This window comes from Malaciobacter marinus (genome assembly GCF_003544855.1).
GTDB classification, from domain to species: Bacteria; Campylobacterota; Campylobacteria; order Campylobacterales; family Arcobacteraceae; genus Malaciobacter; species Malaciobacter marinus.
This window is the reverse complement of record NZ_CP032101.1, coordinates 2241736-2266999: the sequence shown is the minus strand read 5'-3', so window position 1 is coordinate 2266999 and position 25264 is coordinate 2241736. Positions and strand designations below refer to the sequence as shown.

General features: G+C 27.1%; 28 protein-coding genes. 12 read left to right on the top strand and 16 right to left on the bottom strand.

The annotated features are described in order from the left end of the window. Positions 1 to 3 precede the first annotated feature (3 nt). The 7 genes from AMRN_RS11000 to AMRN_RS10975 all read left to right on the top strand — a co-directional run bounded on the left by AMRN_RS11000 (position 4) and on the right by AMRN_RS10975 (position 4053). The gene (locus AMRN_RS11000; protein WP_099312627.1) at positions 4 to 270 is read left to right on the top strand and encodes a hypothetical protein; all 267 of its coding nucleotides are present in this window, start codon (positions 4 to 6) and stop codon (positions 268 to 270) included. Next, positions 270 to 647, top strand: coding sequence for a magnetosome protein MamC family protein (locus AMRN_RS10995; RefSeq protein WP_099312629.1), 378 nt, complete (start codon positions 270 to 272; stop codon positions 645 to 647). The genes AMRN_RS11000 and AMRN_RS10995 overlap by 1 nt, the downstream gene beginning before the upstream one ends. After that, a complete protein-coding gene (locus tag AMRN_RS10990) occupies positions 640 to 981 on the top strand; it encodes a YtxH domain-containing protein (protein ID WP_228150862.1) in 342 nt (113 codons plus the stop codon). The genes AMRN_RS10995 and AMRN_RS10990 overlap by 8 nt, the downstream gene beginning before the upstream one ends. A 9-nt stretch (positions 982 to 990) precedes the next feature. Beyond that, on the top strand, positions 991 to 3105 hold the full coding sequence (locus AMRN_RS10985) for a heavy metal translocating P-type ATPase (protein ID WP_099312631.1): 2115 nt from the start codon (positions 991 to 993) through the stop codon (positions 3103 to 3105). An 83-nt stretch (positions 3106 to 3188) separates the two neighbouring features. Continuing rightward, positions 3189 to 3317 (top strand): hypothetical protein, encoded by a 129-nt coding sequence (locus tag AMRN_RS14360; RefSeq protein WP_265734381.1) that lies wholly within the window; start codon positions 3189 to 3191, stop codon positions 3315 to 3317. Next, on the top strand, positions 3307 to 3516 hold the full coding sequence (locus AMRN_RS10980; RefSeq protein WP_079576945.1) for a hypothetical protein: 210 nt from the start codon (positions 3307 to 3309) through the stop codon (positions 3514 to 3516). Before AMRN_RS14360 ends, AMRN_RS10980 begins: the two co-directional genes overlap by 11 nt. A gap of 84 nt (positions 3517 to 3600) precedes the next feature. Further along, on the top strand, positions 3601 to 4053 hold the full coding sequence (locus AMRN_RS10975; protein WP_079576946.1) for a Fur family transcriptional regulator: 453 nt from the start codon (positions 3601 to 3603) through the stop codon (positions 4051 to 4053). 36 nt (positions 4054 to 4089) lie between these two features. On the opposite strand, the gene AMRN_RS10970 is transcribed toward AMRN_RS10975, so the two are convergent. Next, positions 4090 to 4593: a flavodoxin gene (locus tag AMRN_RS10970; RefSeq protein WP_099312633.1), complete on the bottom strand. Its 504-nt coding sequence runs from the start codon at positions 4591 to 4593 to the stop codon at positions 4090 to 4092. Positions 4594 to 4695: 102 nt separating this feature from the next. Continuing rightward, positions 4696 to 5205, bottom strand: coding sequence for a flavodoxin (locus AMRN_RS10965; protein ID WP_099312634.1), 510 nt, complete (start codon positions 5203 to 5205; stop codon positions 4696 to 4698). A gap of 139 nt (positions 5206 to 5344) precedes the next feature. Here AMRN_RS10965 and AMRN_RS10960 point away from each other — a divergent pair, with 139 nt between their 5' ends. The 5 genes from AMRN_RS10960 to AMRN_RS10940 all read left to right on the top strand — a co-directional run bounded on the left by AMRN_RS10960 (position 5345) and on the right by AMRN_RS10940 (position 12787). Continuing rightward, positions 5345 to 6037 carry a response regulator transcription factor gene (locus AMRN_RS10960; RefSeq protein ID WP_099312635.1) on the top strand — a complete coding sequence of 231 codons (693 nt, stop codon included), beginning with the start codon at positions 5345 to 5347 and terminating at the stop codon, positions 6035 to 6037. Next, complete coding sequence (locus tag AMRN_RS10955; protein ID WP_118897446.1) at positions 6027 to 7730, top strand: sensor histidine kinase; 1704 nt, start codon at positions 6027 to 6029, stop codon at positions 7728 to 7730. The genes AMRN_RS10960 and AMRN_RS10955 overlap by 11 nt, the downstream gene beginning before the upstream one ends. 83 nt (positions 7731 to 7813) lie before the next feature. Then, a complete protein-coding gene (gene dsrO, locus AMRN_RS10950; RefSeq protein WP_099311012.1) occupies positions 7814 to 8596 on the top strand; it encodes a sulfate reduction electron transfer complex DsrMKJOP subunit DsrO in 783 nt (260 codons plus the stop codon). Then, positions 8596 to 9774, top strand: coding sequence for an NrfD/PsrC family molybdoenzyme membrane anchor subunit (nrfD, locus tag AMRN_RS10945; protein WP_099311013.1), 1179 nt, complete (start codon positions 8596 to 8598; stop codon positions 9772 to 9774). Before dsrO ends, nrfD begins: the two co-directional genes overlap by 1 nt. After that, positions 9767 to 12787 carry a molybdopterin-dependent oxidoreductase gene (locus AMRN_RS10940; protein WP_099311014.1) on the top strand — a complete coding sequence of 1007 codons (3021 nt, stop codon included), beginning with the start codon at positions 9767 to 9769 and terminating at the stop codon, positions 12785 to 12787. Before nrfD ends, AMRN_RS10940 begins: the two co-directional genes overlap by 8 nt. A gap of 34 nt (positions 12788 to 12821) precedes the next feature. Here the strand turns inward: AMRN_RS10940 and AMRN_RS10935 are convergent, their stop codons facing one another. The 14 genes from AMRN_RS10935 to AMRN_RS10870 form a co-directional block, all read right to left on the bottom strand. Continuing rightward, complete coding sequence (locus AMRN_RS10935; protein WP_099311015.1) at positions 12822 to 13319, bottom strand: flavodoxin; 498 nt, start codon at positions 13317 to 13319, stop codon at positions 12822 to 12824. A 20-nt stretch (positions 13320 to 13339) separates the two neighbouring features. Continuing rightward, the gene (locus tag AMRN_RS10930; protein WP_099311016.1) at positions 13340 to 14110 is read right to left on the bottom strand and encodes a hypothetical protein; all 771 of its coding nucleotides are present in this window, start codon (positions 14108 to 14110) and stop codon (positions 13340 to 13342) included. Then, positions 14110 to 14436, bottom strand: a complete 327-nt coding sequence (locus AMRN_RS10925) for a DUF2325 domain-containing protein (protein ID WP_099311017.1) — start codon at positions 14434 to 14436, stop codon at positions 14110 to 14112. Before AMRN_RS10925 ends, AMRN_RS10930 begins: the two co-directional genes overlap by 1 nt. A 240-nt stretch (positions 14437 to 14676) precedes the next feature. Then, a complete protein-coding gene (locus AMRN_RS10920; protein WP_099311018.1) occupies positions 14677 to 15822 on the bottom strand; it encodes an Opr family porin in 1146 nt (381 codons plus the stop codon). Positions 15823 to 15986: 164 nt separating this feature from the next. Continuing rightward, a complete protein-coding gene (locus tag AMRN_RS10915; RefSeq protein ID WP_099311019.1) occupies positions 15987 to 16214 on the bottom strand; it encodes a hypothetical protein in 228 nt (75 codons plus the stop codon). Between the two features lie 61 nt (positions 16215 to 16275). Further along, a complete protein-coding gene (locus AMRN_RS10910) occupies positions 16276 to 18408 on the bottom strand; it encodes a TonB-dependent receptor plug domain-containing protein (RefSeq protein ID WP_099311020.1) in 2133 nt (710 codons plus the stop codon). A 67-nt stretch (positions 18409 to 18475) separates the two neighbouring features. Further along, complete coding sequence (locus AMRN_RS10905) at positions 18476 to 19684, bottom strand: NnrS family protein (protein ID WP_099311021.1); 1209 nt, start codon at positions 19682 to 19684, stop codon at positions 18476 to 18478. 2 nt (positions 19685 to 19686) lie between these two features. Further along, positions 19687 to 20418 carry an ATP-binding cassette domain-containing protein gene (locus tag AMRN_RS10900; RefSeq protein ID WP_099311022.1) on the bottom strand — a complete coding sequence of 244 codons (732 nt, stop codon included), beginning with the start codon at positions 20416 to 20418 and terminating at the stop codon, positions 19687 to 19689. Next, complete coding sequence (locus AMRN_RS10895) at positions 20406 to 21188, bottom strand: ABC transporter permease (RefSeq protein ID WP_099311023.1); 783 nt, start codon at positions 21186 to 21188, stop codon at positions 20406 to 20408. Before AMRN_RS10895 ends, AMRN_RS10900 begins: the two co-directional genes overlap by 13 nt. 2 nt (positions 21189 to 21190) lie before the next feature. Next, complete coding sequence (locus AMRN_RS10890) at positions 21191 to 22165, bottom strand: ABC transporter substrate-binding protein (protein WP_099311024.1); 975 nt, start codon at positions 22163 to 22165, stop codon at positions 21191 to 21193. 147 nt (positions 22166 to 22312) lie between these two features. Further along, complete coding sequence (locus tag AMRN_RS10885; protein ID WP_099311025.1) at positions 22313 to 22609, bottom strand: hypothetical protein; 297 nt, start codon at positions 22607 to 22609, stop codon at positions 22313 to 22315. A gap of 56 nt (positions 22610 to 22665) precedes the next feature. Continuing rightward, the gene (locus AMRN_RS10880) at positions 22666 to 24201 is read right to left on the bottom strand and encodes a sensor histidine kinase (RefSeq protein ID WP_099311026.1); all 1536 of its coding nucleotides are present in this window, start codon (positions 24199 to 24201) and stop codon (positions 22666 to 22668) included. Next, positions 24202 to 24636, bottom strand: a complete 435-nt coding sequence (locus AMRN_RS10875) for an NUDIX domain-containing protein (protein WP_099311027.1) — start codon at positions 24634 to 24636, stop codon at positions 24202 to 24204. It lies immediately after the preceding gene. A gap of 8 nt (positions 24637 to 24644) precedes the next feature. Continuing rightward, a complete protein-coding gene (locus tag AMRN_RS10870; protein WP_079576962.1) occupies positions 24645 to 25232 on the bottom strand; it encodes a DUF134 domain-containing protein in 588 nt (195 codons plus the stop codon). Between the last annotated feature and the right edge of the window lie 32 nt (positions 25233 to 25264).

The window sequence follows — 25264 nt, the reverse complement described above, 5'->3', positions numbered from 1 at the left end:
ATTATGGCATTACCATTTATAGCTGGATTAGCAATTGGAGCAGGGGCAGTTTTTGCTTATAAAAATAGTGATAAGTTAAAAACTAAAACAAAAGAGTTACTTGGAAAATCTAAAGAGTTTACAAATTCAACAATTGAACAAGGTAAAGAAACAGCAGATGAAGTAAAAAGTACAATTGAGGCTACTAAAGAGTGTATTAAAGAGAAAAAAGAAGCAAAGAAATTAGAAGAAGCTCAAGTTGAAAAAATAGAAAAAAAGGAAAATGAATAATGCAAAATGGCTTAATTAATACAGGTGAACCAAGAAATATTATGGGTCATATTGTAAGTGGTGCAGTTGCAAGTGCAGTTGTATCTGGAACTATTAACTACAAAAAAGCAAAAGAGAAGAAATTATCTTCAAATGAAGCTATTCAAGATACTGTAAAAAAGACAGCTCAAGGTGCAATAGCAACAGGAACAGCAATAGCAACTGCAAATCATATTGGTCAACAAGGTGGATTTTTAAAAGCATTAACAGCTTTTAGTGTTGGTATGGCTGGAATTTATGCTGTTGAAGTTATTGATGATAAATTAAATAACAAATATGAACAGCTTGAAAATAGTAGTTGTGATGAAAATTTTTTAGAAGAGGGAATCAATGAATAATATGAATAATCAAATGAACAATCAAAATATGTATGATATGAATATTGAAAATAGTAGAACAAACCAACAAGGAGTAAACCTAAATCAAAATCCATACATAAATCCTAATATTCCAGTACAAAACCAAGGAATTAATACAGGATTTAATAGCGGTGATTTTGTAAAAGGTGCATTAATTGGTGCAGCTGTAACTTATCTTCTAACAAATAAAGATGCACAAGAAAATATAATGAAAGCAGTATCAAAAGGAAGTGAACTTTTTCAAGCTGGAATGGAAGAGATGAAAGAGAGAATGGAAGATGCTAAAGCTGCTATGGAAACAAATCAAGAATAAAGATAATATATGAGTAATAATAGTTTTGTAAAAGTACATGAAACACCAACTAGATTAAGATATAAATACTCTTTATTAAAAGAAGAGTATATTGATGAGAATATCTTAACTTCATATTTAAAAAATATTGATGGAGTTGAAAGTGTTCGTGTAAATAAAAAGGCTACAAGTGTAATTTTTAGTATAAGTAAAAGTGTTGCTAATGTTATAGAAAAAACATTGCAAGAACTTACACTGGATGATTTACTATCAACTAATTGTGAAAACAATGCAGTTTGTGTAAATTGTATTAGTGATGAAAAACCAAGCTTAAATGGTGTATTAAGAGCTAGTTCTGCCTTAGTTGCAGAAAGATTTATTAAAAGCAATTTTACTAAAGCAACTGTTACTACTGCTGCTGCTACACCTATGCTTATTGAGGGAACAAAAGAGTTTTTTGAACTTGGATTAACTTCAAAAGTATTAGAAAGTGCTGCTGTTGGTATTTCTGTATTTAGAAGAGATTATTTAGCTGCTAATTCAACAAATGCAATGTTAGAGCTTGGTGAATATATAGAAGAAACAACAGTTCATAAAAGTGATGATTTATTAAAAGAGCTTGCAAAGCCAAATGTAAAAGAAGCTTGGATTGAAAAAGTTAAAGATGGTAAAAAAGTTGAAGTATTAGTTAAAACAGAAGATATACAAATTGGCGATATAGTTATTGTTTCAGCAGGAAGTACGGTACCTGTTGATGGACATATTGTTAATGGTGATGCAAGTGTAAACCAAGTTTCTATGACAGGTGAAGCTGAGCCTGTGAAAAAAGCAAGAGGTGATAGAGTTATATCTGGAACAGTTTTAGAAGAGGGTAGACTTAAAATATGGGCTGAGCATGTTGGAGCTAATACAGCAACACAAAGAATAAAACACTATATTGAAAGTTCATTAAATGAAAAGTCATCAATTCAACTAAAAGCTACAAGATTAGCAGATAAATTAGTTCCTGTTACTTTAGGATTAGCTGGTTTATCATATGTAGTTACTAAAGATTTTGAAAGAGTAGCTTCAATTTTACAAGCTGATTACTCTTGTGCTTTAAAACTTGCTACTCCGGTTGCTTTTAAATCAACTATTTCTAAAGCTGGGCATGAAGGAATTATGATTAAAGGTGCTAAATCTATTGAAGCCTTATCAAATGTTGATACTTTTATTTTTGATAAAACAGGAACTTTAACTCAAGGCGATTTAGAAGTAATAGAAGTTGATCCTTATGATGAAGAGTGGACAGAAGAAGAGTTACTTAATCTTACTGCAAGTACGGAAGAACACTATTTTCATCCAGTTGCAGAAGCAGTTGTAAAAGCAGCTAAACAAAGAGGGTTTGTTCATATGCACCATGAAGAAGTTGAGTTTATAGTTGCCCATGGAGTAAAAACAGAAGTTGATGAGAAAAATGTTGTTATTGGTAGTAGACATTTTTTAGAAGATGATGAAAAAATAGATTTTTCTAAATATCAAGATAGAATAAACAAAAGTTTAGATGAAGGAAAAACTTTACTTTATGTTGGTTTTGATAATAAACTTTTAGGAACAATTGCTTTAAGTGATAAAATAAGAGATAACTCAAAACAATCAATTGAAAAGTTGAGAAAATTGGGCGTAAAGCATATGGTAATGTTAACAGGTGATGTTGATAAAAAAGCACAACAAGTTGCAAAAGAATTAGGCATTGATGAGGTTTATTCAGAACTTTTACCAACTGATAAAGCTTCAATTGTTAAGAAGATGAAAGAGCAAGGAAGAAATGTTGCTTTTGTAGGTGATGGTATAAATGATGCACCTGCATTAATCTCTGCAAATGTAGGTATTTCTATGAGTAAAGGTGCAGATATTGCAAAAGCGACTGCTGATGTTAGCTTATTAAAAGATGATATTGATGCAGTAGTTGAAGCAAAAGAGTTGGCAAATAAAACTATGAGTTTAATTAATACCAATTTTAAAGCAACAGTTGGAATAAACTCAGGAATTTTAGCAGGAGCAACTATTGGTGCATTTTCTCCTATAGTTACAGCAGTATTACATAATGGTACTACAATAGGTTTACTTTTAAATTCAATACGTGGGGTAAAAGTAAAAAGGTAAATATTTATTATGATAATTAATATCAGTTTTATTTAAAGGGAAAATAGGTAAAATATTGATAATTATTATCATAAGGAGAAATTATGCCTTTCATTTTACCTTTGGCTACTGCTTTAACAGTAGCGTTAACATACGAGACTTTAAAAGGAACAAAAAAAACAATCCAAAGAAGACAAAGACGACAAAGAAGGAAAAAAGGAAATGGAATTTGATCAAGAAGTAAAAAAAGAAGTTGCTAAAATTGGAATGACTGCGACTCTTGGGGCAACTGTTGTAACTTCTATGTTTATGAAAAATAAAGTTGCAAAAAAGACCCATATTGTTGCAGGAGCAGCCTTTTGTGGATTTGCTTTATGGCACCATCTACTTTACCAACCAGATAAAAAAAAGAAAAAACTGAAAGAAAAATAAAATTTTCTTATAAAAGTTAAGTTGAAATTTTTGTTAACTTTAGATATACTATAATTATTTATAAAATTTTAAGGGCGTATTTTAATGACAAACAATAATAATGAAGAAGTAATAGAAGAGCTTAAAAGAATAGTAAAACAAAAAGGTTTGAAATATACTGAACAAAGAGAGATTGTTTTAGATATTCTTATTAATGCAGAAGACCATTTAAGTGCTGAAGATGTTTATAATCAAATCAAAACTAAATATTCAGATTCAAATATTGGTATCGCTACAGTATATAGAGCTTTGGGATTTTTAGAAGAAGTGAATCTAATAACATCTATTGCTTTTGGAACAGAAGGTAAAAAATACGAAAGTAACGCAAAATCTCACCATGACCATTTGATTTGTACTTCATGTGGCAAAATTGTAGAGTTTTTAGATGATGAAATAGAAAAAAGACAAGATAGAATTGCAAAGAAAAATAAATTTAAAATTACAAGCCACTCAATGCAACTATATGGAACTTGTAAAGATTGTCAAGAAGAAAAATAAGTTAAACTATTAAGGAGAATAAAAACTCCTTAATATTTAAAGTATGTCTGCTTTAATTTGTTCGCTCCAATTATCAATTCTTTCATCAGTTAAATCATCTTGATTATCTTCATCAATAACTAAACCTACAAATTTATCATCTTGTACAGCAGTTGATTCCTCAAATTCATATCCATTTGTTGATGTAAACCCAATAACATTTGCACCTTGTTTTGAAACTTGTTCATACATTGTCCCAAGTGAATTTACGAAAGTATCATCATAACCTTCTTGATCACCTAATGCTACTAAAGCTACAGTTTTATTTGAAAAGTCAATTTTTTGAAACTCATCCCATGCTTCATCCCAATCATCTTGTAAATCACCATCACCCCAAGTTGAAGTAGCAATTACTACTTTATCATAATCAGCGATTTTTTTTACATCTTCTTGATTATCTGTTATGTTATATGAATCCTCTAAGCCTAATTTATCAATAATCTTACTTGCGATTTCTTCTGTATTTCCTGTGCTACTTGCATAAAATATTGCAGTTGCCATAATATATCCTTTTAATATTTTGTGAAATTATAATCACAATTTTATTAAAATAGGATAAAAATAGTCTTATTTGAAATAAGTGTCGAATTTGTTAATAAAAAATTAAGATGTAGCATGCAAAATATCTGCTTTTATCTCATCTGTCCAATTTTTTATTCTTATATTTGTTAATTCTGGTTGATTTTGTTCATCAATAACTAAACCTACAAATTTATCATCGACTACTGCTTTTGATTGATTAAATTGATATCCTTGCGTTGATGTAAAGCCAACAATAGTTGCACCACTTTTAGTCAAATCATCATAAACATATCTCATTGCATCAGCAAATTCATCAGGATATTTTTTTTGATCTCCTAAACCAAAAATTGCAACAGTTTTTCCTTTAAAATCTATATGTTTAAAATCATCCCATATTTTTTGCCAATCTTTTTGCATTTGACCATGATCCCAAGTTGGTATTCCAAAAATTATGTGCTTATAATCAGAAATATACTCACTTCCTGTAACACCTATATCAAAAACTCTTATTTCATCTAAAGCAAAAGATATTTTATTTGCCACCTCTTTTGCGTATCCACTTTTACTTGCATAGAATATTGCACATGTCATAGTAACTCCTTTGCTTTAAATAATTTAATACTATATCTTAGAATAAAAAGTTTAAAAACAGCATAAATAAATAAAGCTTTATGAAAAGTTTTATTTTGATTATGTATTATTGTAATAAATAAATAATATTGAGGTTTAAATGCAAAAAGAAGAATATCTTTTAAATTTATTATCTAACAAAAAAGTTTTATATGCAGAAGATGAAGAGGGAATACAAAAAAATGTAATACAAATATTAGAACTATTTTTTAGTGAAGTAATTAGTGTAAATGATGGACAAGAAGCTTTAGATTACTATTACTATAATAAACCAGATGTTGTTATTTTAGATATTTGTATGCCAAAATTGGATGGAATTGATGTTGTGACAAAAATTAGAGAAGATAATAAAAAGGTTCCTGTGATTATTTTAAGTGCACATACTGAGCAAGAGTACTTGTGGCGTGCTATTGAACAAAAAATTTGTAAATTTTTAATCAAACCATTTTCAAAAAAAACAATTATTGAGGGTTTGTTAAGTGCAGCATTAGAAATAAATAATTACAAAGCAAAAATTAAAATTGATAATGGAGTTTATGATCCTTTTTTAAAAACATTTGAAGTATCTGGAAAAATAAAAACACTATCAAAAAATGAGACTAAAATGTTAGAGTATTTAATAAGTAAAGTAAATGAAGTTGTTACATATGAAGAGATTTTTGATTATTTATGGAGTGAAGGAAGTATTCCAACAAAGGATGCAATAAAAGCAATAATAAAAGAGTTAAGAAAAATAATTGGAAAAGATAGCATAAAAAATATTTTTGGGGTAGGGTATAAACTTGAAATTTGATATTAATTCACTTCATGATAATACATCAACTAAAACAAAAACTATTGTTTTAGTACTTGGAATGTTTTTTATTTTATCTTTATTCTTTATATATTTACAATACTCAACAACTAAAGAGTTTATAAATGAGAGTCAACATGAGTATGAAAAAAAGTTAAATTCAATTTACAAGGAGTCTATTTATAGAATAAAAAAATTTTATAAGAATAGAGGATTAGCTAATTTAAACTCTTTTGAAATAGAAAAATCTTTAGAATTAAATAATAAGAAAAGACTTTTTGAACTATCAAAAAAACGATGGGAAATATTAAGTAATGAAAATAACTATTTAAAAACAATGGCTTTTTATGATCACAATAAAAAACTAATCACATATTTAGGAAAAAAACCATCTTTAAATATACAAATAAATAAGGATTTAAATTTTATCATAAACAATAAAAAAGATTTAAATTTTAAAGTAAGTATAGAATCAATAAATAAAAAAGGCTATTTAGTATTTTTTATTGACCCACTATTTTTTCTATCTGAAATATATCATTTAGCAAATATTGAATCTTATATTCTTTTTGATAATCAATTACTTTTTCTAGAAAAATTTAAAAATTCAAGTTTAAAAAATCATTTAAATAGAAATAAAAAGAGTTTAAAGACTAATTTTGAATTGGATAATAAGCTTTATTCAACACATAGAATATCATTATTAAAAGATAATCATAATAAAAAAATTGAAATTATATTTTTTCAAGATATAACTTCAGGGCAAGAAAGGCTTTCATTTACTGTTTTAAAAGCTTTTTTCTTACTTAGTATTTTGGGAACTATCTCTTTAATTGTTTTACATTATGGGTTTAAAGTTTTAATTGATAGATTAGAACTTAGTAATAGTAATTTAGAAAAGAGTCAAGAAGAGTTATCCTTATTAAATAAAAATTTAGAAAAAAAAGTAGAGCAAGAAGTAGCTTTAAAAATTAAAAAAGAAAATGAAGCAAAGGAAAAAGAAAGAATATTAGTTCATCAAAGTAAACTTGCTTCAATGGGAGAGATGATAGGTAGTATTGCACATCAATGGAGACAACCTTTAACTCAATTAAGTAGTCTCCTTGTTTTAGTTGAGCTAAAGTATGAAAGAGGAAAGTTAACATTAAAAGAATTAAGAGAATCAATACACCAATCCCAAGAACAAATAGAATTTATGTCTAAAACAATAGATGATTTTAGGAATTTCTTTAAACCAAATAAACAAAAAGATTTTTTTAGTCCTTATAAAAGTGTTCAAAGTGCTTTATCTTTAATCAGTTCAAGTTTTGAAAACTATAATATAAAAGTCAATCTAAAATTTGAAGATGAAGTTTTAATCAATGGTTATGAAAGTGAGTTTTCTCAAGTTATATTAAATATATTAAGTAATTCAAAAGATGCTTTTATTGAAAAACAGATAGCCAATCCCATAATTACAGTTACTATCTCTAAAGAAGATAAAAACTCAAAGATAGTTCTTTGTGATAATGCAGGAGGTATAAATTTAACTCCTATTGAAAAGGTTTTTGAACCCTATGTTACTACAAAACATGCAAGTAGTGGAACAGGAATAGGTTTATATATGAGTAAAAATATTATAGAAAAAAGTATGAATGGTTCTTTAAGTGTTTCAAATAATAAAAATGGCGTTTGTTTTGAAATAATCTTATAAAAATTTATAAATTAAATTATTCTCCCTAATCTCACACAAGTTATAGTTATAGTTCCTTACTTAGTATTTTAAGGAGCTATATTATGGACAAATCCAAAAGAGAATTTATAAAAGGTGGGTTTGCAACACTTGTTGCAGCAGGTACATCTGCAAATGCCTTTACTTTACAAAATCCCGGTCGAGATGCGAAAGATTCAAGATATATTGGAAATAAATTAAAACAATATTCAATGATTATTGATTTAAGACAATGTATTGGTTGTCAAGCTTGTACTTCTGCTTGTATGGTAGAAAATAGTGTACCAAATGGACAAAATAGAACGTTTGTTACAGAAATGGAAATTGGAGAATTTCCAAATGTAAGAAAAAGTTTTTTACCACAGTTATGTAACCATTGTGATGATCCCGCTTGTGTTCCTGTATGTCCAACAGGAGCTACTTTTAAAAGGGAAGACGGAATTGTTGTAGTAGATAGTGAAGTGTGTTGGGGATGTGGATATTGTGAAAATGCCTGCCCCTATGATAAAAGATTTATGAATAAAGAGACAAAAGTTATTGATAAGTGTACTTTTTGTGCCCATAGAGTTGACGAAGGTCTTTTACCTGCATGTGTTGAAACATGTGTTGGTGGAGCAAGGATTTTTGGTGATTTAAAAGATAAAAATTCAGAAATATCAAAATTATTAGCAAATTTTCCTACAACTGTACTTAAAAATGAACAAGGAACAAAACCACAAGTTTTTTATATAGGTTTAGATGGAAGAGTTGAGAATTTATTGAATGCAACAGTAAGTTTAGACGATATGATGAGAGAAGTTATTGGTTTAAAACCAAAAGAGTGGGCAACACAAAGAGGAGATAAATAATGGATACACTAATTACTACATTATCAGCGGTAACTCCTGATAGAGTTTGGGGTATAGATGTACCAAACTATTTTTGGTTTACAGGAAGTTCTGCGGCTGCTTTTATTATTTCAAGTTTTGCTCATGTGTTTGGTATGGAAAAATATAAACCAATTGCTGGGTTTTCACTTTTAATGGCATTAGTTTTATTAATTGCAGCACCAATGAATTTAATAGATGATTTAACTCAACCAGGAAGAGTAATGAATTTCTTTTTAAATGGCTGGGAAAACTTTCCAACTTCACCTATGAAATGGGGTGTATTGCTACTAATAGCCTATCCCATATTGATATTTTTTGAAGCATTAGTATTGTATAGACCATTTTTTGTAAAAAGGATGCATAATAGTAGTGGAATAAAGAAAAGATTCTACTTAATATTAACTTTAGGAAGAAAACAAATAAATGAAGAAGAAAGTAAAAAAGATCATCATTTAGGATTTATTTTAGGAGCAGTAGGGATACCTCTTGCACTTTGTGTTCATGGATATACTGGATATATTTTAGGTGCAGTTCATGCAAACTCTTTATGGAGTACACCACTTATGCCTATACTTTTTTTAGCTTCTGCTATGGTTTCAGGTACGGGTTTATTACTTGTGTTAATTCCTATTTTTCAAAAGTTTTTTACAGAACAAAAAAGAGTTGATGGTTCAATTATTGCAGAACTTGCAAAACTCCTAGCTTGGTTTATTGTAATTGATTTAGTAATTAGAGCATTATGGTTAAGCTTTGCAATAGCCTTTGGAAACGACCCTAAAAATTACTTAGTAGAGTTTTTTACAATACACTTTGAGATGACATTGTATGTTGAATATATATTATGCTTATTAATTCCTATGATTATTGGCTTTACTAAACTTAGAAATAATTTTCCTCTTGTATTTATTACAGGTATTGTTGTTGCAATTGGAGTTTGGTTATTTAGATGGAATACAGTAATTGGTGGACAAACGATTCCAAGAAGTACTCCTGGTTTTTTAGAATATACACCACATTTATTAGGACAGGGAAGTATAACAGCTGTTTTAGCTAATTGGATGTTATTTATTGCACTTGTATGTTTAGTGACTGCATTTTTTCCTTGGGATGAAGAGATGAGTGAACACTACAAAAATAAAGGATTAGAAAATGAATAAAAATAGAAGAAACTTTTTATTAGGTACATCAGCTGTTGCTACAACAGCAGCAGTAGCAGGATATAAAGATACCTTAAAAACAGCAGTTACAATGAGCAGAAATGGAAAAGCTGTTGATGATCCGATATATACTAATTCATTATTAACAGAAGGAAAAGTTACAAATAAATTTATAAAGAATGATAATTTTTCTATTAGAACAAGTGTTTGTAATGGTTGTACAACACATTGTGGAGTAAGAGTTAAAGTTGATAATAAAAAAGAAGAAGTAGTTAAAGTTACAGGAAATCCTTATAGCCCACTATCAAGTGATCCTTGGCTTGATTTTAATACACCATTAAGTGAAAGCTTTAAAGTATTATCAAAAGATTCAAAATTAAGTTCATTGTATAGATCAACTGCATGTGCAAGGGGAAATGTAGTCTTTGATAAAATCAATGATAAATTAAGAGTTTTAAAACCTTTAAAAAGAGTAGGAAAAAGAGGTGAAAATAAATGGATTGAAATTGAGATTGAGCAATTACTTGAGGAAGTAACAAAAGGTGGAAATCTTTTTGGTGAAGGAGAAGTTGAAGGATTATCTTCAATTAGAGATTTAAAAACGCCATTAAAACAATCAAATCCAGAAATGGGACCTAAAGCAAATCAATTATGTATTTTAGGAACAGGAGATGAAGGAAGAAAAGCCTTTATGGTACATAGATTTAGAAATGCTTTTGGAACAGTTAATTACCAAGGACATACTTCGATTTGTGGTTTATCGATGCGTTCAGGAGAAGCTGCATACTTAGGTGATTTTAAAAAATATCCACATTTAAAACCAGATTTTGAGTATTGTGAGTATTTATTAACTTTTGGAACAGCACCTGGACAAGCAGGAAATCCTTTTAAAAGACAAGCAAAACTACTTACAAAAGGAAGAGTAAATGAAAACTTAAAATGTGTTACTATAGCGCCAATGCTTACAAACTCTGATAATATAGCAGTTGGAGACAAAAGTGAATGGATTCCAATTCTTCCAGGAGGTGATTTAGCTTTTGCAATGGGACTTTTGCAAGTAATAATTAAAGAGAATCTTTATAATGAAAAATATTTAAGTATACCTTCAAAAGAGGCTCAAACTAGTTTAAAAGAAGCTTCTTTTACAAATGCTACACATTTAATTATTCAAGATAAAGATGACAATTCTAAAGTTTTAAAAATCGATAATAAAGAGTTAGTTATAGATGAAAAAGATGGAGTTTTAAAAGAGGCTTCTATTGTAAAACAAGCAAAACTTTTTGTTGATGATATAGTTTTATACAAAAATAAAACATATAAGGTTAAAAGTGCTATGACTTTATTAAAAGAGAATGCATTTGAATATGATCTAGAGTTTTTTTCAAATGAGTGTGGAATTAGTAAAGATAAGATAATTCAAACAGCAAGAGAATTCACTTCTCATGGAAGAAAGGCTGCAGTTGATTGTCATGGTGGTACAATGCACACTACAGGCTTTTACACAACATATGCAATCATGATGTTAGGTGCTATGATTGGTAACTTAAATTATAAAGGTGGCATGAGTGCTGGAGGAGGAAGATATAAAGACTTCAAAGGTTCAAAATATAATTTAATTTCATATGATGGTAAAATAAAACCAAAAGGCTATAGAATTGATAAAACAAGAGTTGCATATGAAAAAACAGCTGAGTATAAACAAAAATTGTCTCAAGGTAAAAACCCATATCCTGCAAAAGATACTTGGTATCCATTTACGAATGCATTAGAATCAGAGATAGTAGCAAATAGTGCAAATGATTATCCATATAAATTAAAAGCACTTATTAGTTGGAATGCAAACTTCATTTATGGACAAAGCGGAATGCAAAATATTAAAAAACTTTTAGAAAATCCAAAAACTTCTATTCCCTTAATTATTGCAATTGATCCTTTTATAAACGAAACATCTCAATATGCAGATTATATTGTACCTGATTCAGTTATTTATGAGACATGGGGAATTACAAGTGCATGGGCAGGTCATCAAACAAAAATTAATACATTAAGATTCCCTACAATAAAACCAAAACAAGCTACTTTTAAAAATGGAGAACCCATTTGTATGGATAGTTTTATGATAGAACTTGGAAAAAAATTAAATCTTCCTAGTTTTGGTAAAAATGCAATATTAGGAAAAGATGGAAAAAAATACCCTTTAAATGCGGCAAAAGATTTTTATATTAGAGCTTTTGAAAATATTGCATTAGATAAAAGTGGTGTTCCAAATATAAGTGATAAAGAGATATCTTTAGCAAATTTAGAACCATACGTAAAAACTTTAAAAGATATTTGTGGTGAAAATTGGAGAAAAACTGCATATATTATGGCAAGAGGTGGAAGATTTGAAAATAAAGAAGATGGATATATAAAAAATAAATTAGTTCATAAATATGAAAATATGATAAATATCTATAATCAAACAGTTGGAACTTCTTTTCACTCAATGACAGGAGAAAGATTTCATGGAACACCAAGATTTTATCTAGCCAGATTAAATAATGGTGAGTTTTTAAATAAGGTATATCCAAAACAAAAATACCCAATACTTGCTTTTAGTTATAAATCAAATGTACTTTCACAAAGTACTGCCTCAAGTACAAAAATGCAAGAGATCAGGTTTTCAACTTATATTGATATGAATCCTAAAACAGCAAAAAAGAACTCTTTAAGACATGGAGATATGGTCAAGATATCATCTGAAGATGGAGTTGTAACAGGAATGCTAAGATATAGAAATGGAATATATCCAGAATGCATAGGAATTGAACATGGATTAGGTAGAGATGCAGAAGGTGCAGTTGAAGTAAAAATAAATGATAAAACTTTTGAAGCTAGAATTGCAAGAAAAAGTGGTGTAAATATTAATAAACTTGGACTTTTAGATAAGTCTAGAAAATTAGCTACATTAAGTGATTTTGTTGTTGGTTCAAATGCTAGACAAGCAATACCTGTAAAGATATCAAAAGTTTGATTTTTTTAAGTAGTCTTGATTTTTCAAGACTACATTATAAAATATCAGCTTTTATTTTTTCAACCCAAGTTTTGATTCTTTCATCTGTTAGGTCATCTTGATTATCTTCATCAATTACTAAGCCTGCAAACTCATCATCAATTTGAGCTTTTGAGTATTCAAAATCATAATCTTGAGTTGATGTAAAACCAATAATATTTGCATTTGCTTTTTTTACTTGTTCGTACATAATACCTAAAGCATCACAAAATTCATCACCATAACCATCTTGGTCACCAAGACCAAATAAAGCTACTGTTTTACCACTTAAATCAAGTTCACAAAAATCTTCCCATATCTCATCCCAGTCATCTTGTAACTCTCCTTCACCCCACGTAGATGTACCTAAAATAATTTTATCAAATTTATTTATTTTTTGAATATCTTCATCACAAATATTAAACATTTCAATATTGCCTAAATTATCTGCGATTTTTTGTGCTACTTCTTCTGTGTTTCCTGTGCTACTTGCAAAAAATAGTGCTGTTGCCATATTTTGTTATTCTCCTTATATTATCTAATTGTTGATCTCAACGAGTATGGAATTGCTTTAATTACATACGCTTTATTTTTTAACTCATCTACATAAACTGGTATATGACGTTTAAAGTCATTTGCTTTTGGATATACTAAATAAACTTGAGAATAGTTTTCTTTTTTAATACTTTTTATTGCATATTCTAGTTCATCTTTTATATCAGGTTTGTTTTTTTGTATGTTTTTCCATGAAGTATAAATCTTTAATGCATTTACATCTTTACCTGTAATTGAAATTGAGTCTCCATGATCTTTTACTGTTTTGTCTTTATGTAATTTTTTTATTTTATGTAAAACAAATTCATGAAAAAGTAAGTTTTTATCTAAAATAAACTGCATTTTATTATTTACATAACACAAAGATATCAATTTTGCTACATCTAATATTTTTTTATTTGATGTGACAATCAAGATTGATTTCTTTATTTTATAAGAGTTTATTATTTTAGTTGAATCTTTACAAAAATTAAATCTTTTAATTTGTTTTTTATTAAAAGGTATTTTATTTGGAAGTAAAGATTTTATTTTTTGATGAAAAGCTTCTTTTAAAGAAAATTGTCTTAATCTTTTTTGTTCATATTTTGAGAATTTACATGATGTATCTAACATATTATTACAAAGTGCTAAAAATAATTGCCTATGTCTTAATGTTGATGTAAATTCGTCAAAATCTTTTGGAAGTAATTCACAGTTATCAATAAATCCTAAAAAGCTTTCATTAAAACTAAATCTATTTGTATTGCTCATTATTTAAATCCACAATTTGCATAACAATCAGCACAATTTTTTATTCCCATGATTTTAACATACTCATCATATACGCAATTTACACTTCTTTTTGCACATATAAAAGGAATATTTTTTTTCTTTGCTTCACTTTTATACTTAAGCATTGTATTGTGATTTAAAAATGATGTTAACATTATGATACAATCTGTGTCTTGAGGAACTTTTTTCTTAGGAGCAGATGATTTTTTTCTTGCATCCCAATGTTTGATTGTTTTAGCACCTAAATCTTCTAACATATTTGATATATGTGAAATCTTATCTCCGCCTATAATTAATACACTCATTTGTTCTTCCCTTTTTTAACAAGTACACCCAGTAGGTTTTATTAGTTCATCTTTATTTTTTAAAACATAAGTAGTTTTCATTTCCCATTCCTTTAATGATAATCATTATTAAAATAATACATGAGAAAATCTTAAATCTAGTTTAATATTGATAGTTATTATCAAAATATTTAAAATAAAAAAAGGGACTGAGAAAATCTCAATCCCTTTTTTAGTGTTATATTAATTTTTTAGTGAATATTAGAAACTATAAGTGATGTTTGCAACAAACTTATTGAAGTCTTCACCTTCATTTAAATCAGAGTTTTTATCAATGTTTGCATCAGAATAGATAAGTTCAGCACCAAGTTGCTCTGTAAAAGCATAAGCAGCTGCTAATGTAATCTCTTTGTCATCTACGCTTCTTGAGTCTACATTATGATCTGCATGTGTGTAAAGTGCAGAAAGCTCTAAAGCATTATATGTATAACCTACACCAAAGTAGTAAGATTTTGCATCTGTTCCATAAACTGCATCACCTAACTCTTCTGTTGGGTCAATATTATCACCTAATGAATCCATTGAACCAATTGCTCCGTCACTATCTGTTTTAATATATCCAGCTTTTAAAGTAAAAGAGTCAATATTTAATCTACCTTCTAAATTATAAATACTTCCATCTTCCATTTTTTCTACGCCACTTGGATTATCCTCATTTGAAGCTGCATAGTGAGCAGTTAAACCAAATAAATCAGTATCATAATCAGCTTTTAAACCATAATAATCAGCAATATCATCTGCTGTATAAAAGTATGGATTAAATACTAAACCTTTTAAAGGTTCAACTTTTGCATCAATTACATATGCTTCTGTATTATTACCTTTTTTATTTTCAAATCTTGAAAAATCATCATGTGTATCTAAAGTAATTTCAGCTTGTCTATTTGTGTATCCTGCAGTTAAAGTAGTGTATGGAATTGCTTTTAAGATACCAACAACACCATCATTATAATCTCCTAACCACTCTAAATCAATCTCTTGTCTACCAGCTCTTAGGGCAAAAATATCATTTTCATAGTGAAGATATGCTTCTGTTACTGAACCATCTTCTGCCATTGTATCTTCATAATCGTTATGGTTTTTTTCAGAAGTTTGTGTATTCCCTCTAAATCCTACAGCAGCAGAGAAACCTTTAAATGAGTCAGTTTCAAATTTTAATCCAACAGATGGAGTTGAAAAACTACTATCTTCTTCTCCATTATTTCTATCCCATGTTTCATAGTGTACTGATACATCTCCACTTATTTTCCCATTTTTAAAAGCTTCATCAATAGAATTTGAATCTGCATAAACAGAACTTGCACTTAAAATTGCGGCACTAGCAATTAAACTTAATTGTCTTTTCATTATTTTTCCTTATGTGTGTGTTATTAGAAGAACTAATTCGCGCGATAAAATATTACGAGAATTATTATTAATATAAGCTTATATTGATAGTTGTTATCACTATTATTTAATAATAGTTGATAGAAATAGTAGAGAATAAAAGATTAAATGCAACTTAGTTGCATTTAATCACTAATTTTATGAAGATTAACATACCAATCTTCTGTAACATCTTCTTTTTCTAAATCTTGAAGTGTTAACTCAATTTTATGGTCATTTAAAATATTTACGCCCTCAATTTTATCTTCAGGAATATCTAAAATATCAACACAATACTCAATAGCCATCTCATCATATTCTAAATGATTGCTATATTCGTCCTCGCCTAATCGTATTATAAAAAAGTCTTCCATGTAATCCCTTGTAAAAAATTTGTGTAAATTATTATCAGGTTTAAGCTTACAAGATTATTAATTAGAAGATAAATTTCATACCAGTGTAGAAAAAAGTACCAATATTTGAACCAATTACGTCATTTACTTCTTTATCGAAGATATTATCAACTCCAAAAAAGAATTCACTATTTTTGTTAATTTTATAGTTTGCACTTAAATCAAAAAGAGTGTAATTATTTGTATATTTATCTTTTTTAGTATTATTTATATTTTCTTGATAGTATTGTTTTCCTATGTGTCTACTACTTAAAATAAGAACAAAATTATCTGTAGGAAGATATTCAAAACTTAAATTGATAGTTCTCTTTGGGTTAAATTCCAAATCTTTATTTGTATCTTTATTCTTAGTTTGAAGTTCGGTGTAACTTAAAGTAGTACTTAAATTACTTAAAATATCATATGTTAAATCTAGTTCAAATCCTTTTGTTTGAGCACTACTAACATTTTCAAAAGTATAATAGCTACTAGTACCATTAGATTTTAAAACTTGTGAAATTCTATCATCAATATCATTTAAAAATATAGAACTACTATATCTTAAGTCTTTATACTCTCCAAAAATTCCTATTTCATAAGAGTTTGTAAACTCTGGTTTTAAATCATATCCAGCTACATCAGCACCTTGTTGTAAACCATTTGGTGTTTGTTTGTTAATATACATCTCTCTAATATCTGGTGTTCTATATCCTTGTGCAAAGTTAGTTCTTAAATTTAATTCTTTAGAGAAATTTTTTACAAGACCTACTTTAAATGTTGTTTTATTTTCTGCATTAGATACTTTATCATATCTAAGTCCAAGTGTCGCATTTAAAGTTTCATTTATTTTCCATTCATCTTGTAAATAAATAGCTTTATAATCTACTTTTTTTATACTCATATCAGTACTATTTGTAAATACACTAGCTTCTCTTTCTTCATCTCTTTTTTCAACTCCTGCTGTTAGTAAGTGAGAATCATTTACTATATAATTAATTAAAGCTTCATATGTGAAAATTTCAACATTTGCATTCATTCCATTACTTGCTGATTGAGATTTACTATCATATCCCATTTGTTTAAAATATTTTGCTGTTGTTGTATTTCTTTTTTCATAATAACTTCTATATGCTCTTAATTTTAAAATTAAATCTTCATTAATATTAGTTTCAAAATCAAAACCTAAATCTAATCTTTCATTTTCATCTTTTGAATTAACTGGAATATTAAAAACTGGAATTTTTTTGCCAGGTGCTGGACTTATATTTGATGGGTGAAAGTATCCCACGTATGAACCATCTCTTGTTTCATCAAAGTAATTAATATCTAAACCAACTTTTGAATTATCACTAATTAAATAATCAAATCTTCCACCAACGGTATAAGTTTGACTATCTTCTTTATATGTAACATCATGATTATATATATCATTTAGACCACTTAATGCATAAGAAGGAGTTCCTGGTGTAAGGTTTGATGGTTTTTGTTTACTTCCATGATTAGGTCCTCCTATTTGATTTACTAGTACATTTGCTTTTTCTTTTTGTGTATATGGTGTAGTGTTTGTGCTATTTGCATATATTGAATAAAGTAATTTATCTTTTTTACCTCTTAATGAAAATGATGCATTTTTATTTTTTGCATCACCATCTTTATTTTGTCCATATCTTACTGAAAAATCAACTTGAACATCTTCTGTAGGTTTTTTTGTAATAATATTAATTACTCCACCTAAAGCATCTGCTCCATAAAGTGTAGACATTGGGCCTTTTACTATCTCTATTCTTTGTATTGAACTTGCAGGAATTCTATCTAAGTCATAAGGATTTTTTACTTCTCCTGCCATTCTTCTTCCATCAATTAAAAATAAAGTACCATTTGCACTCATACCTCTAATTGATATGGAAGATTTTGATTTTGAACTAGCACTAGGGAATGTTCCATACTGAATTGTTAATCCTGATAATTTTTTTATGATATCTTTTAATGATTCAGCATTTATCCTTTTAATATCTTTTTGTGTAATTACTTGAATTGAAGCACTTACTCCATCAATTGTTCTTTGTGTTTTAGTTGCTGTTGTTACTGTAACGCTATCTATTTTTGTATTTGCATTTATACTATTTTGTAATAATAAAATAGATACAATTGAAGACAAAACTAATTTTTTTTTCATTTTATGTTACCTTTATGATATGAATTGTGATAATTATTATCAATAATTATCTAAAAAAAAAGTAGGATTACCCAGGAAGGTTATCTACTCTTTTTTTTAATAAATATGATGAATATGAAAAACTATAGATTAAAAATGCACTTGCCCAAAATATTGTGGAAATAAGATATATATTTTGACTTTCAAAAAAGACTCTTAATATAGTTGCAAATATGATTAATAAAGCCCCTAAAAAAGCTTTATTTTCAATTACTAATTCTCTTCCTGTATGAACATATGATACAACTACCATTACTAAATAAAAAGCAAGACCAAAAGCACCAGTTGTTAAAAAATGAATATAATTAGATATTTCAAAAAATTCTTGCATTAAAAAAGCATATCCAATTGAAAAGTAACCTAAGCTCATTATTAAAATAAGAGATATTAGACTAAGTATTAAATAACTTTTAAAAATAGATGGTTCTTGAATAAAGTAATCATTAAGTAAAGATAATATAGCAAAACTACAAGCAAAAGCGATCCATGTAAGAGCATAATTGTTAGGAAAAAATAAACTAACTGTTGCAAAGATTATAATAGTAAATATTGCGATATTATATCTAAATGATTTTGCTAAAAATACTTTATTAATATCTTTTTTTTCAAGTAAATTATTTACTGTTTCCATGTTCACTCTTCTTAAAACAAGTAGTATTAAAATCATAAAAAAAGATAATGAAAATTTTAATATTTCAAATGAATTTATATTTATTAAACTTGTATATGATAGAAAAAATAGTACTTGAATTAAAAATATAGTTATTATACAAATTAAAATTGAAGTATGTTTTTGATTATTATCTTTAAAAAAAGGTTTATAGACTAAATAAATAGTATAAAGAAGTAAAAAGCAGTTTAAAAAAGCAACAATATATATATGTATATAATCAATAAACCAAAAACTAACTCTTCCTAAAATCCACATAATAAAGATATATAGTAACTTCTTATCAACAACTGGTAATTCTTTTTTAAAAAATTCAGGAACAGCAGTTAATACAAATGCACATATTCCTGCACTTCCAACTCCATATAGAAACTCATAAATATGCCAGGTTAATATATCATCCATAAAGTTTAGATTTAAATAGCCAGAATAAACAAATCCCCATAAAATAATATTCAATACTATGTAATATGGTAATATTAGGAAAAAAATTCTAAATGCATATGCTAAATAAATAGGAGGATTAATATTTTTTGGATAACTTCCATAATGTTCACTTTTTTGCATAATTATCCTTTGAAAAATGTATCAATTATATATTTGTTGTTTAAAAGTTTTGCACTTGTTTTATATACAAAGTTAGTATCTCTTAAACTTTTTTGTTCATCTATTTTAAAACTTTTAACTACTCTTCCTGGATTTGGTTCTAAAACCAAAATCTCATCACTTAATTTTACAGCTTCCATTAAATCATGAGTAATAAATAATATACTGAGGTTTTCATTCTCAACTAAGTTGATTAAATACTCTTGTAACTCTTTTTTTAAACCAATATCAAGTGCAGAAAATGGTTCATCTAAAAATAGAAGTTTTGGATTTATAACTAAAGCTCTTGCAAATGAAACTCTTTGTTTCATCCCTCCACTTAAATCTTTTGGAAATTTATCAAAATCTTCTTGTTTTAATCCCATTTTAATTGCAATATTTTCTGCTTTTAATAATGCTTCTTTTTTATTTATATTTTTTGCTAATAAGCTTAAGCTAATATTGTCAATAACATTTTTCCATGGAAGCAATCTTGTATCTTGAAAAGCAAAAGAACAATATTTAAAAGAGTTATTAATCTCTCCTTGCTCAATATTTAAAATATTTGCACATAATTTCAATAAAGTACTTTTGCCTCCACCACTTGGACCAACTATTGATAAAACATGACCTTTGTTTAAAGTAAAGTTTATTTCATCTAATACTTGTGTTACTCCAAAAGAGAATGATAAATTTTTTACCTCTAGTCTCTCCATGATTCAACCTCTCTTTTAATTGGTTCTAATATGATATATTCAATAAATAAAAGTGAACCAATCATTATTATTACTAAAGCTAGAGCTGTTGGGGTATCAAGTAAACTTCTTGCAATTGCTAATTGTGCACCAATACCACTATTTGAAGATAGTAATTCAGCCATAACAACTATTTTCCAACTCATTCCTAAAGCACTAACCCAAGCAGGAAATACATAAGAGAAGATGTGTGGAAAGTATATGTCAAATAATTTCATTTTAAAAGGTAGATTAAAACTTTGTGCCATCTCTTTTAAATCTGAATCTAAAGTTCTTGTACCTTGTAAAGATCCTACAAATATAATAGGAAAAGATGCTATAACAACAGTAAAAATAACAGTTTTATCACTCATCCCAAACCAAATCATTGCAAGTACTATCCAAGCAATTGGAGGCATTCCTACTAAAATAGTAACAATTGGTCTACTCATAATAGATGCAGTTGCAAAAAAACCTGCTAATACTCCAAGTATTGTTCCAATAATTAAGGATAAAAAAAAACCATAAAATGCTCTATAAATAGTCAATTTTATTTCACCATAAATTATTTCATCATTTAAAAGCTCATATAAAGTTATGAATGTCTCTTTAGGTGAAGGTAATACTAATGTTCCATAAAGTTGATTTGTCATATCCCAAAGTGCTATAAACAAAAAAATAGATGCAATAGAGGTTAATCCACTAAATAGATATTTAGGAAAATCTTTTAATATTTTAAATATAAATTTCATATTTAATCTTTATAGTAGAAATTAGAATCTGGAAGTTTACTTCCAATTAGTTTGGGATTACTTTGCATTAAAATTTTGAAAAATTCTTCAATATCATCTTTTGAATCAATTGCTTTTTTATATTCTATATCTACATATTTAATAGAATCAGTTAAACCTTTTTCTTCAAGCATTTTTAAATTTGCAACAGTTAATTTTGAAGCTTTTTTAGGATTATTTTTATACCAGTTAAGAGATTTTATATACTCTTGTTCAAATCTTTTTATTAAATATTTATTATTTGATAGTTTCCCAAGTATAGCAATTCCTGCTTGAGGAACTTGTTCTTTTGTATTAAAAGTTTTCCCCCATTCCTCCTGTAGATTTACACTTCTATATAAATCAGGAGCAACAAGTTTTAAAGGAAAAGATTTTGTTTTTCTTAAAGCAATAGATATAGCAGGTTCTGCAAGTAGTGCATGATCAACTTGTCTTAAAATAAGCATTTGCATTGCATCAATAGGAGAACTTGCATATCTAATTTTAAAATCCTTGTGAATATCCATTCCCTGTTTTTTTATAAGCTGTTTTAATACAATATCTGGCATGTCTTGTCTAAAAGGAACAACTATTTCTTTGTTTTTAAAATCTTTTAGTGTTTTTAAATTATTATCTCTACTTATTAAACCAAGTATCCCCCAAATTGAAACTCCAAGTAGTTTTATATCTTGTTTTTTATTATATAAATTTGCAGCAACATTTGTAGGTATTGCTATAATGTCAACATTGTTATTTAATATTAAACTTCTTAGTTCATCGGGATTTTTCCAAAGTTTAAATTCTAAATTATTTGTTACATCATTTAATGCATTGGTTTTTATTATATGAAAAAATGGGTGTGAAACCGTTGCAATAGGACCTGCAATAATCAATCTATTTTCTTTTGATAAACTTATCTGAAATGATATAATGAGTAAAACAAATATTTTAAGATACATTTTTATTCCTGTGTTATAAAATTTTCAAAAGTATAACGAAAATGATTTTAATTATCATTGATATAAATCAATAAAATATAATTATTAAATTATGTAGTATAATATAAGTTTAACTTATAGATGTGATGCCTGTTCTAAAGATAAATATTATTTATCTTTAGATGGGATATATTTAAAAAAGAAGTATATGATTCCTACCATTGCTATAACAATTATGATAGAAATAAATGATAGTTCTACTTCGGCAGTTTGTCCTTTTACATAGTTTTTAGGCATAAATAAAAACATTGTAGAAAGTAGCATAAAAGATGCTGTTGCAATAGCAATTAAGTGAGCAAAAATCATATGGATTTTTGTTTTATAAAAGTCTTTTACTAACTTCCAAGTTATAAATGAAGCTGAAAATACAATTATAAGAACTACTATTTGTTCATAATTTTCCATGAATTTCCTTATTTTTTGTATAGATTCTATGTATTAAATACTTAAATAAACCTTATTTATATAGGAAGTATTATTGTAAACTTTGCTCCTGTGTAATTTTTTTCTTTATAACTAAAATCTATATTTTTTACATCTATTGAGCCATTTAAGTGTTTATTTACTATCTCTTTAGTCATATAAAGTCCTATTCCTGTTCCTTGGCTTTGATGTTTTGTAGTAAAGTATGGATCAAATATCTTAAATATTATATTTTCATTAATCCCACCAGCATTGTCACTTATTTCAATTTTTAATTTGTTTGTTAAATATTTTTCACTTTTAATAAAAATAGTTTTTTCTTCTATATCAAGTTTTTCTAAAGCATCATTTGAATTATTCAATATATTTAAAATAACATGTATTAATTCATTTTGTAATGATTTTATTTCAACACTTTGTATATCTTGTTCTATTTTGATATTTCTATTTTTAAATTTTGATGAGAGTAAAACTAGTGTTTTATTAAAAATATTTTTGATATTAAAAATTTCTTCATATTTTGTAGTTTTGAAAAAATTCCTAAAATCATCTATTGTTTGTGAAAGATGCTTTGAGGATTCTAATATGGCTTCAATAAATTCACTTAAACTTTCATCTTTTAAAATTCCAAACTCTTTTTGCATTTTTATTCCACTAGCACTTACTGTCATAGTTGAAAGGGGTTGTCTCCATTGGTGAGCTATATTCTCTATCATTTCACCCATTGCTGCCATTTTTGATTGTTGGTATATGATTTTTTCTTTTTTTTCTTTCTCTTTTTCTAATTTCATAACTTGTGTCACATCAATAACAACTCCAATTAGACCTAATACTTCACCTTTTGCATCAAAATATGCTGATTTATAAAAAACAACATCAAATCTTTTATCAATTGATTTGTTGTAAACTTCTGCTTGATATATTTGAGGACTCTCTTCAAGGGAAAATACTTTTTTATCTTCTTCAAAATAAATTTTTGCAATATCTTTAGGAGCTATATCAAAAACCGATTTTCCCAATACTTCATCTTCTTTGATTCCTGTTAATTTTTCCCAAGCTTTGTTGCAACCTAAATATTTTCCATGAATATTTTTATAAAAGATTGCTGTTGGATTGTTTTTTAGTAAAGTATTTAAAAATATTTTTTGATTTTCAATTTCAGCTATTTTTATATTTAGTTCTTTTTTTATTAAAAACTCTTTCTCTAGTTTTTCTGTTATTTCTCTTGCTATGCTTACTAAATAGTTTTTATTGTTTATTTTTTGAAGTTTATTACTTGATTCTAAGGAGTATTTATTACCTGATTTTGAAAAATATTTAGCATATGTAATACTACTTTTTGTCGTTTCTAACTCTTTTTTTAAAGTATTAAAAGGTTTGTTTTCTTTTTGCTTTCTAATATCTGAAATATCTAAATGTACTAACTCATCTTTTGTGTATTCAAATTTTTCTAAAAATAAATTATTTGCGTATACAACTTTTTTTGAATCTAAATCTGTAATAAAAATTATATCATTTGCATTAAAAATTAAACTACTTAAACAATCCAAAGAAATTTCTGTTTCTTCTATCACTTAAATTTCCTCATATTTTATAAAATCTTTTACTATTTGTTTATGGTCAAACACTAGTTTATCAAAAGGAATTTCATTTAAGCTATAAATCTTTGCACTTTTTGCATCATCTGCTGCAATTGGCTTACCATATGCTTTACAAATGTAACTGCATGAAACACAATGGAATCTTTCATCTCTTTTTGGATCTGAATATATTCCTAAAAGTTTTAAAATACTTACATCTAAGTTTACTTCTTCTTTCATCTCTCTTTTTAAAGCATCTTCGACTTTTTCACCAATGTCAACAAAACCTCCTGGTAATGCAAGTCCTAAAGGAGGATTTTTTCTTGTTATTAAAACAATACCTTTAAAATTCTCTTTATCATCGAAAATTTTAATAATTCCATCAGTAGCAATATGTGGTGTTTTTATTTTATTTTCAAAATTATTCATAATTTCTCTTAGATTGGAATATTTGATAAATCATCAAATTTTATTTTCTTTTTTAAAATAGTATAAATACCTTTTGATAGTAAAGAGTTTTTTAATCCAGCACCAATTTCATTTGCTAAAAAGAAGTTTACATTATTTTCAACAAAAAGTTTTGGTAAGGCCATACCTGGTTTTTGTTTTTGAAAAAAAACAGGATTTTCTAAACTTTTTAATAATTTATAACTTTTTTCTTTTATTTCAAAAATTAAAATATATTTTCCTTGTGATGTGTTGTTGATTAGTTTCTCTTCAACATCACTACAAATTGCAACTGTATAGTTATCTTTTTGATCATGAATATGTAGTTTTGCACCACCAATTAGACTATTTGCAACTTTATGTCTAGCATTTCTTATGATTCTTGATAAAGTAGGTCTTGATACATTCATTTTTTGTGCTGCTTCTTCTTGATAAAGTCCAAGTAAATCTATAAGATAAATTGCCTCAATCTCCTCGTGAAGCAAGGCTATTTCATTGTTGTTTTCAATTTCATTTTGCCCAAAATTTTTAAAAAGTGGTTTGAAGTTTAACTCTCTTTGATTTTTGTCTCTAGCCATTTAATTCCTTATAATTAAAAAAGATATTTTAT

Coding starts and splice junctions, on each gene's coding strand:
- AMRN_RS10970 (WP_099312633.1), bottom strand. CDS start 4,593: ATGGCAACTGCAATATTTTATGCAAGTAGCACAGGAAATACAGAAGAA.
- AMRN_RS10875 (WP_099311027.1), bottom strand. CDS start 24,636: ATGAATAATTTTGAAAATAAAATAAAAACACCACATATTGCTACTGAT.
- nrfD (WP_099311013.1), top strand. CDS start 8,596: ATGGATACACTAATTACTACATTATCAGCGGTAACTCCTGATAGAGTT.
- AMRN_RS11000 (WP_099312627.1), top strand. CDS start 4: ATGGCATTACCATTTATAGCTGGATTAGCAATTGGAGCAGGGGCAGTT.
- AMRN_RS10965 (WP_099312634.1), bottom strand. CDS start 5,205: ATGACATGTGCAATATTCTATGCAAGTAAAAGTGGATACGCAAAAGAG.
- AMRN_RS10900 (WP_099311022.1), bottom strand. CDS start 20,418: ATGGAGAGACTAGAGGTAAAAAATTTATCATTCTCTTTTGGAGTAACA.
- AMRN_RS10905 (WP_099311021.1), bottom strand. CDS start 19,684: ATGCAAAAAAGTGAACATTATGGAAGTTATCCAAAAAATATTAATCCT.
- AMRN_RS14360 (WP_265734381.1), top strand. CDS start 3,189: ATGCCTTTCATTTTACCTTTGGCTACTGCTTTAACAGTAGCGTTAACA.
- AMRN_RS10975 (WP_079576946.1), top strand. CDS start 3,601: ATGACAAACAATAATAATGAAGAAGTAATAGAAGAGCTTAAAAGAATA.
- AMRN_RS10995 (WP_099312629.1), top strand. CDS start 270: ATGCAAAATGGCTTAATTAATACAGGTGAACCAAGAAATATTATGGGT.
- AMRN_RS10940 (WP_099311014.1), top strand. CDS start 9,767: ATGAATAAAAATAGAAGAAACTTTTTATTAGGTACATCAGCTGTTGCT.
- dsrO (WP_099311012.1), top strand. CDS start 7,814: ATGGACAAATCCAAAAGAGAATTTATAAAAGGTGGGTTTGCAACACTT.
- AMRN_RS10920 (WP_099311018.1), bottom strand. CDS start 15,822: ATGAAAAGACAATTAAGTTTAATTGCTAGTGCCGCAATTTTAAGTGCA.
- AMRN_RS10910 (WP_099311020.1), bottom strand. CDS start 18,408: ATGAAAAAAAAATTAGTTTTGTCTTCAATTGTATCTATTTTATTATTA.
- AMRN_RS10985 (WP_099312631.1), top strand. CDS start 991: ATGAGTAATAATAGTTTTGTAAAAGTACATGAAACACCAACTAGATTA.
- AMRN_RS10870 (WP_079576962.1), bottom strand. CDS start 25,232: ATGGCTAGAGACAAAAATCAAAGAGAGTTAAACTTCAAACCACTTTTT.
- AMRN_RS10980 (WP_079576945.1), top strand. CDS start 3,307: ATGGAATTTGATCAAGAAGTAAAAAAAGAAGTTGCTAAAATTGGAATG.
- AMRN_RS10915 (WP_099311019.1), bottom strand. CDS start 16,214: ATGGAAGACTTTTTTATAATACGATTAGGCGAGGACGAATATAGCAAT.
- AMRN_RS10885 (WP_099311025.1), bottom strand. CDS start 22,609: ATGGAAAATTATGAACAAATAGTAGTTCTTATAATTGTATTTTCAGCT.
- AMRN_RS10925 (WP_099311017.1), bottom strand. CDS start 14,436: ATGAGTGTATTAATTATAGGCGGAGATAAGATTTCACATATATCAAAT.
- AMRN_RS10930 (WP_099311016.1), bottom strand. CDS start 14,110: ATGAGCAATACAAATAGATTTAGTTTTAATGAAAGCTTTTTAGGATTT.
- AMRN_RS10960 (WP_099312635.1), top strand. CDS start 5,345: ATGCAAAAAGAAGAATATCTTTTAAATTTATTATCTAACAAAAAAGTT.
- AMRN_RS10990 (WP_228150862.1), top strand. CDS start 640: ATGAATAATATGAATAATCAAATGAACAATCAAAATATGTATGATATG.
- AMRN_RS10895 (WP_099311023.1), bottom strand. CDS start 21,188: ATGAAATTTATATTTAAAATATTAAAAGATTTTCCTAAATATCTATTT.
- AMRN_RS10890 (WP_099311024.1), bottom strand. CDS start 22,165: ATGTATCTTAAAATATTTGTTTTACTCATTATATCATTTCAGATAAGT.
- AMRN_RS10935 (WP_099311015.1), bottom strand. CDS start 13,319: ATGGCAACAGCACTATTTTTTGCAAGTAGCACAGGAAACACAGAAGAA.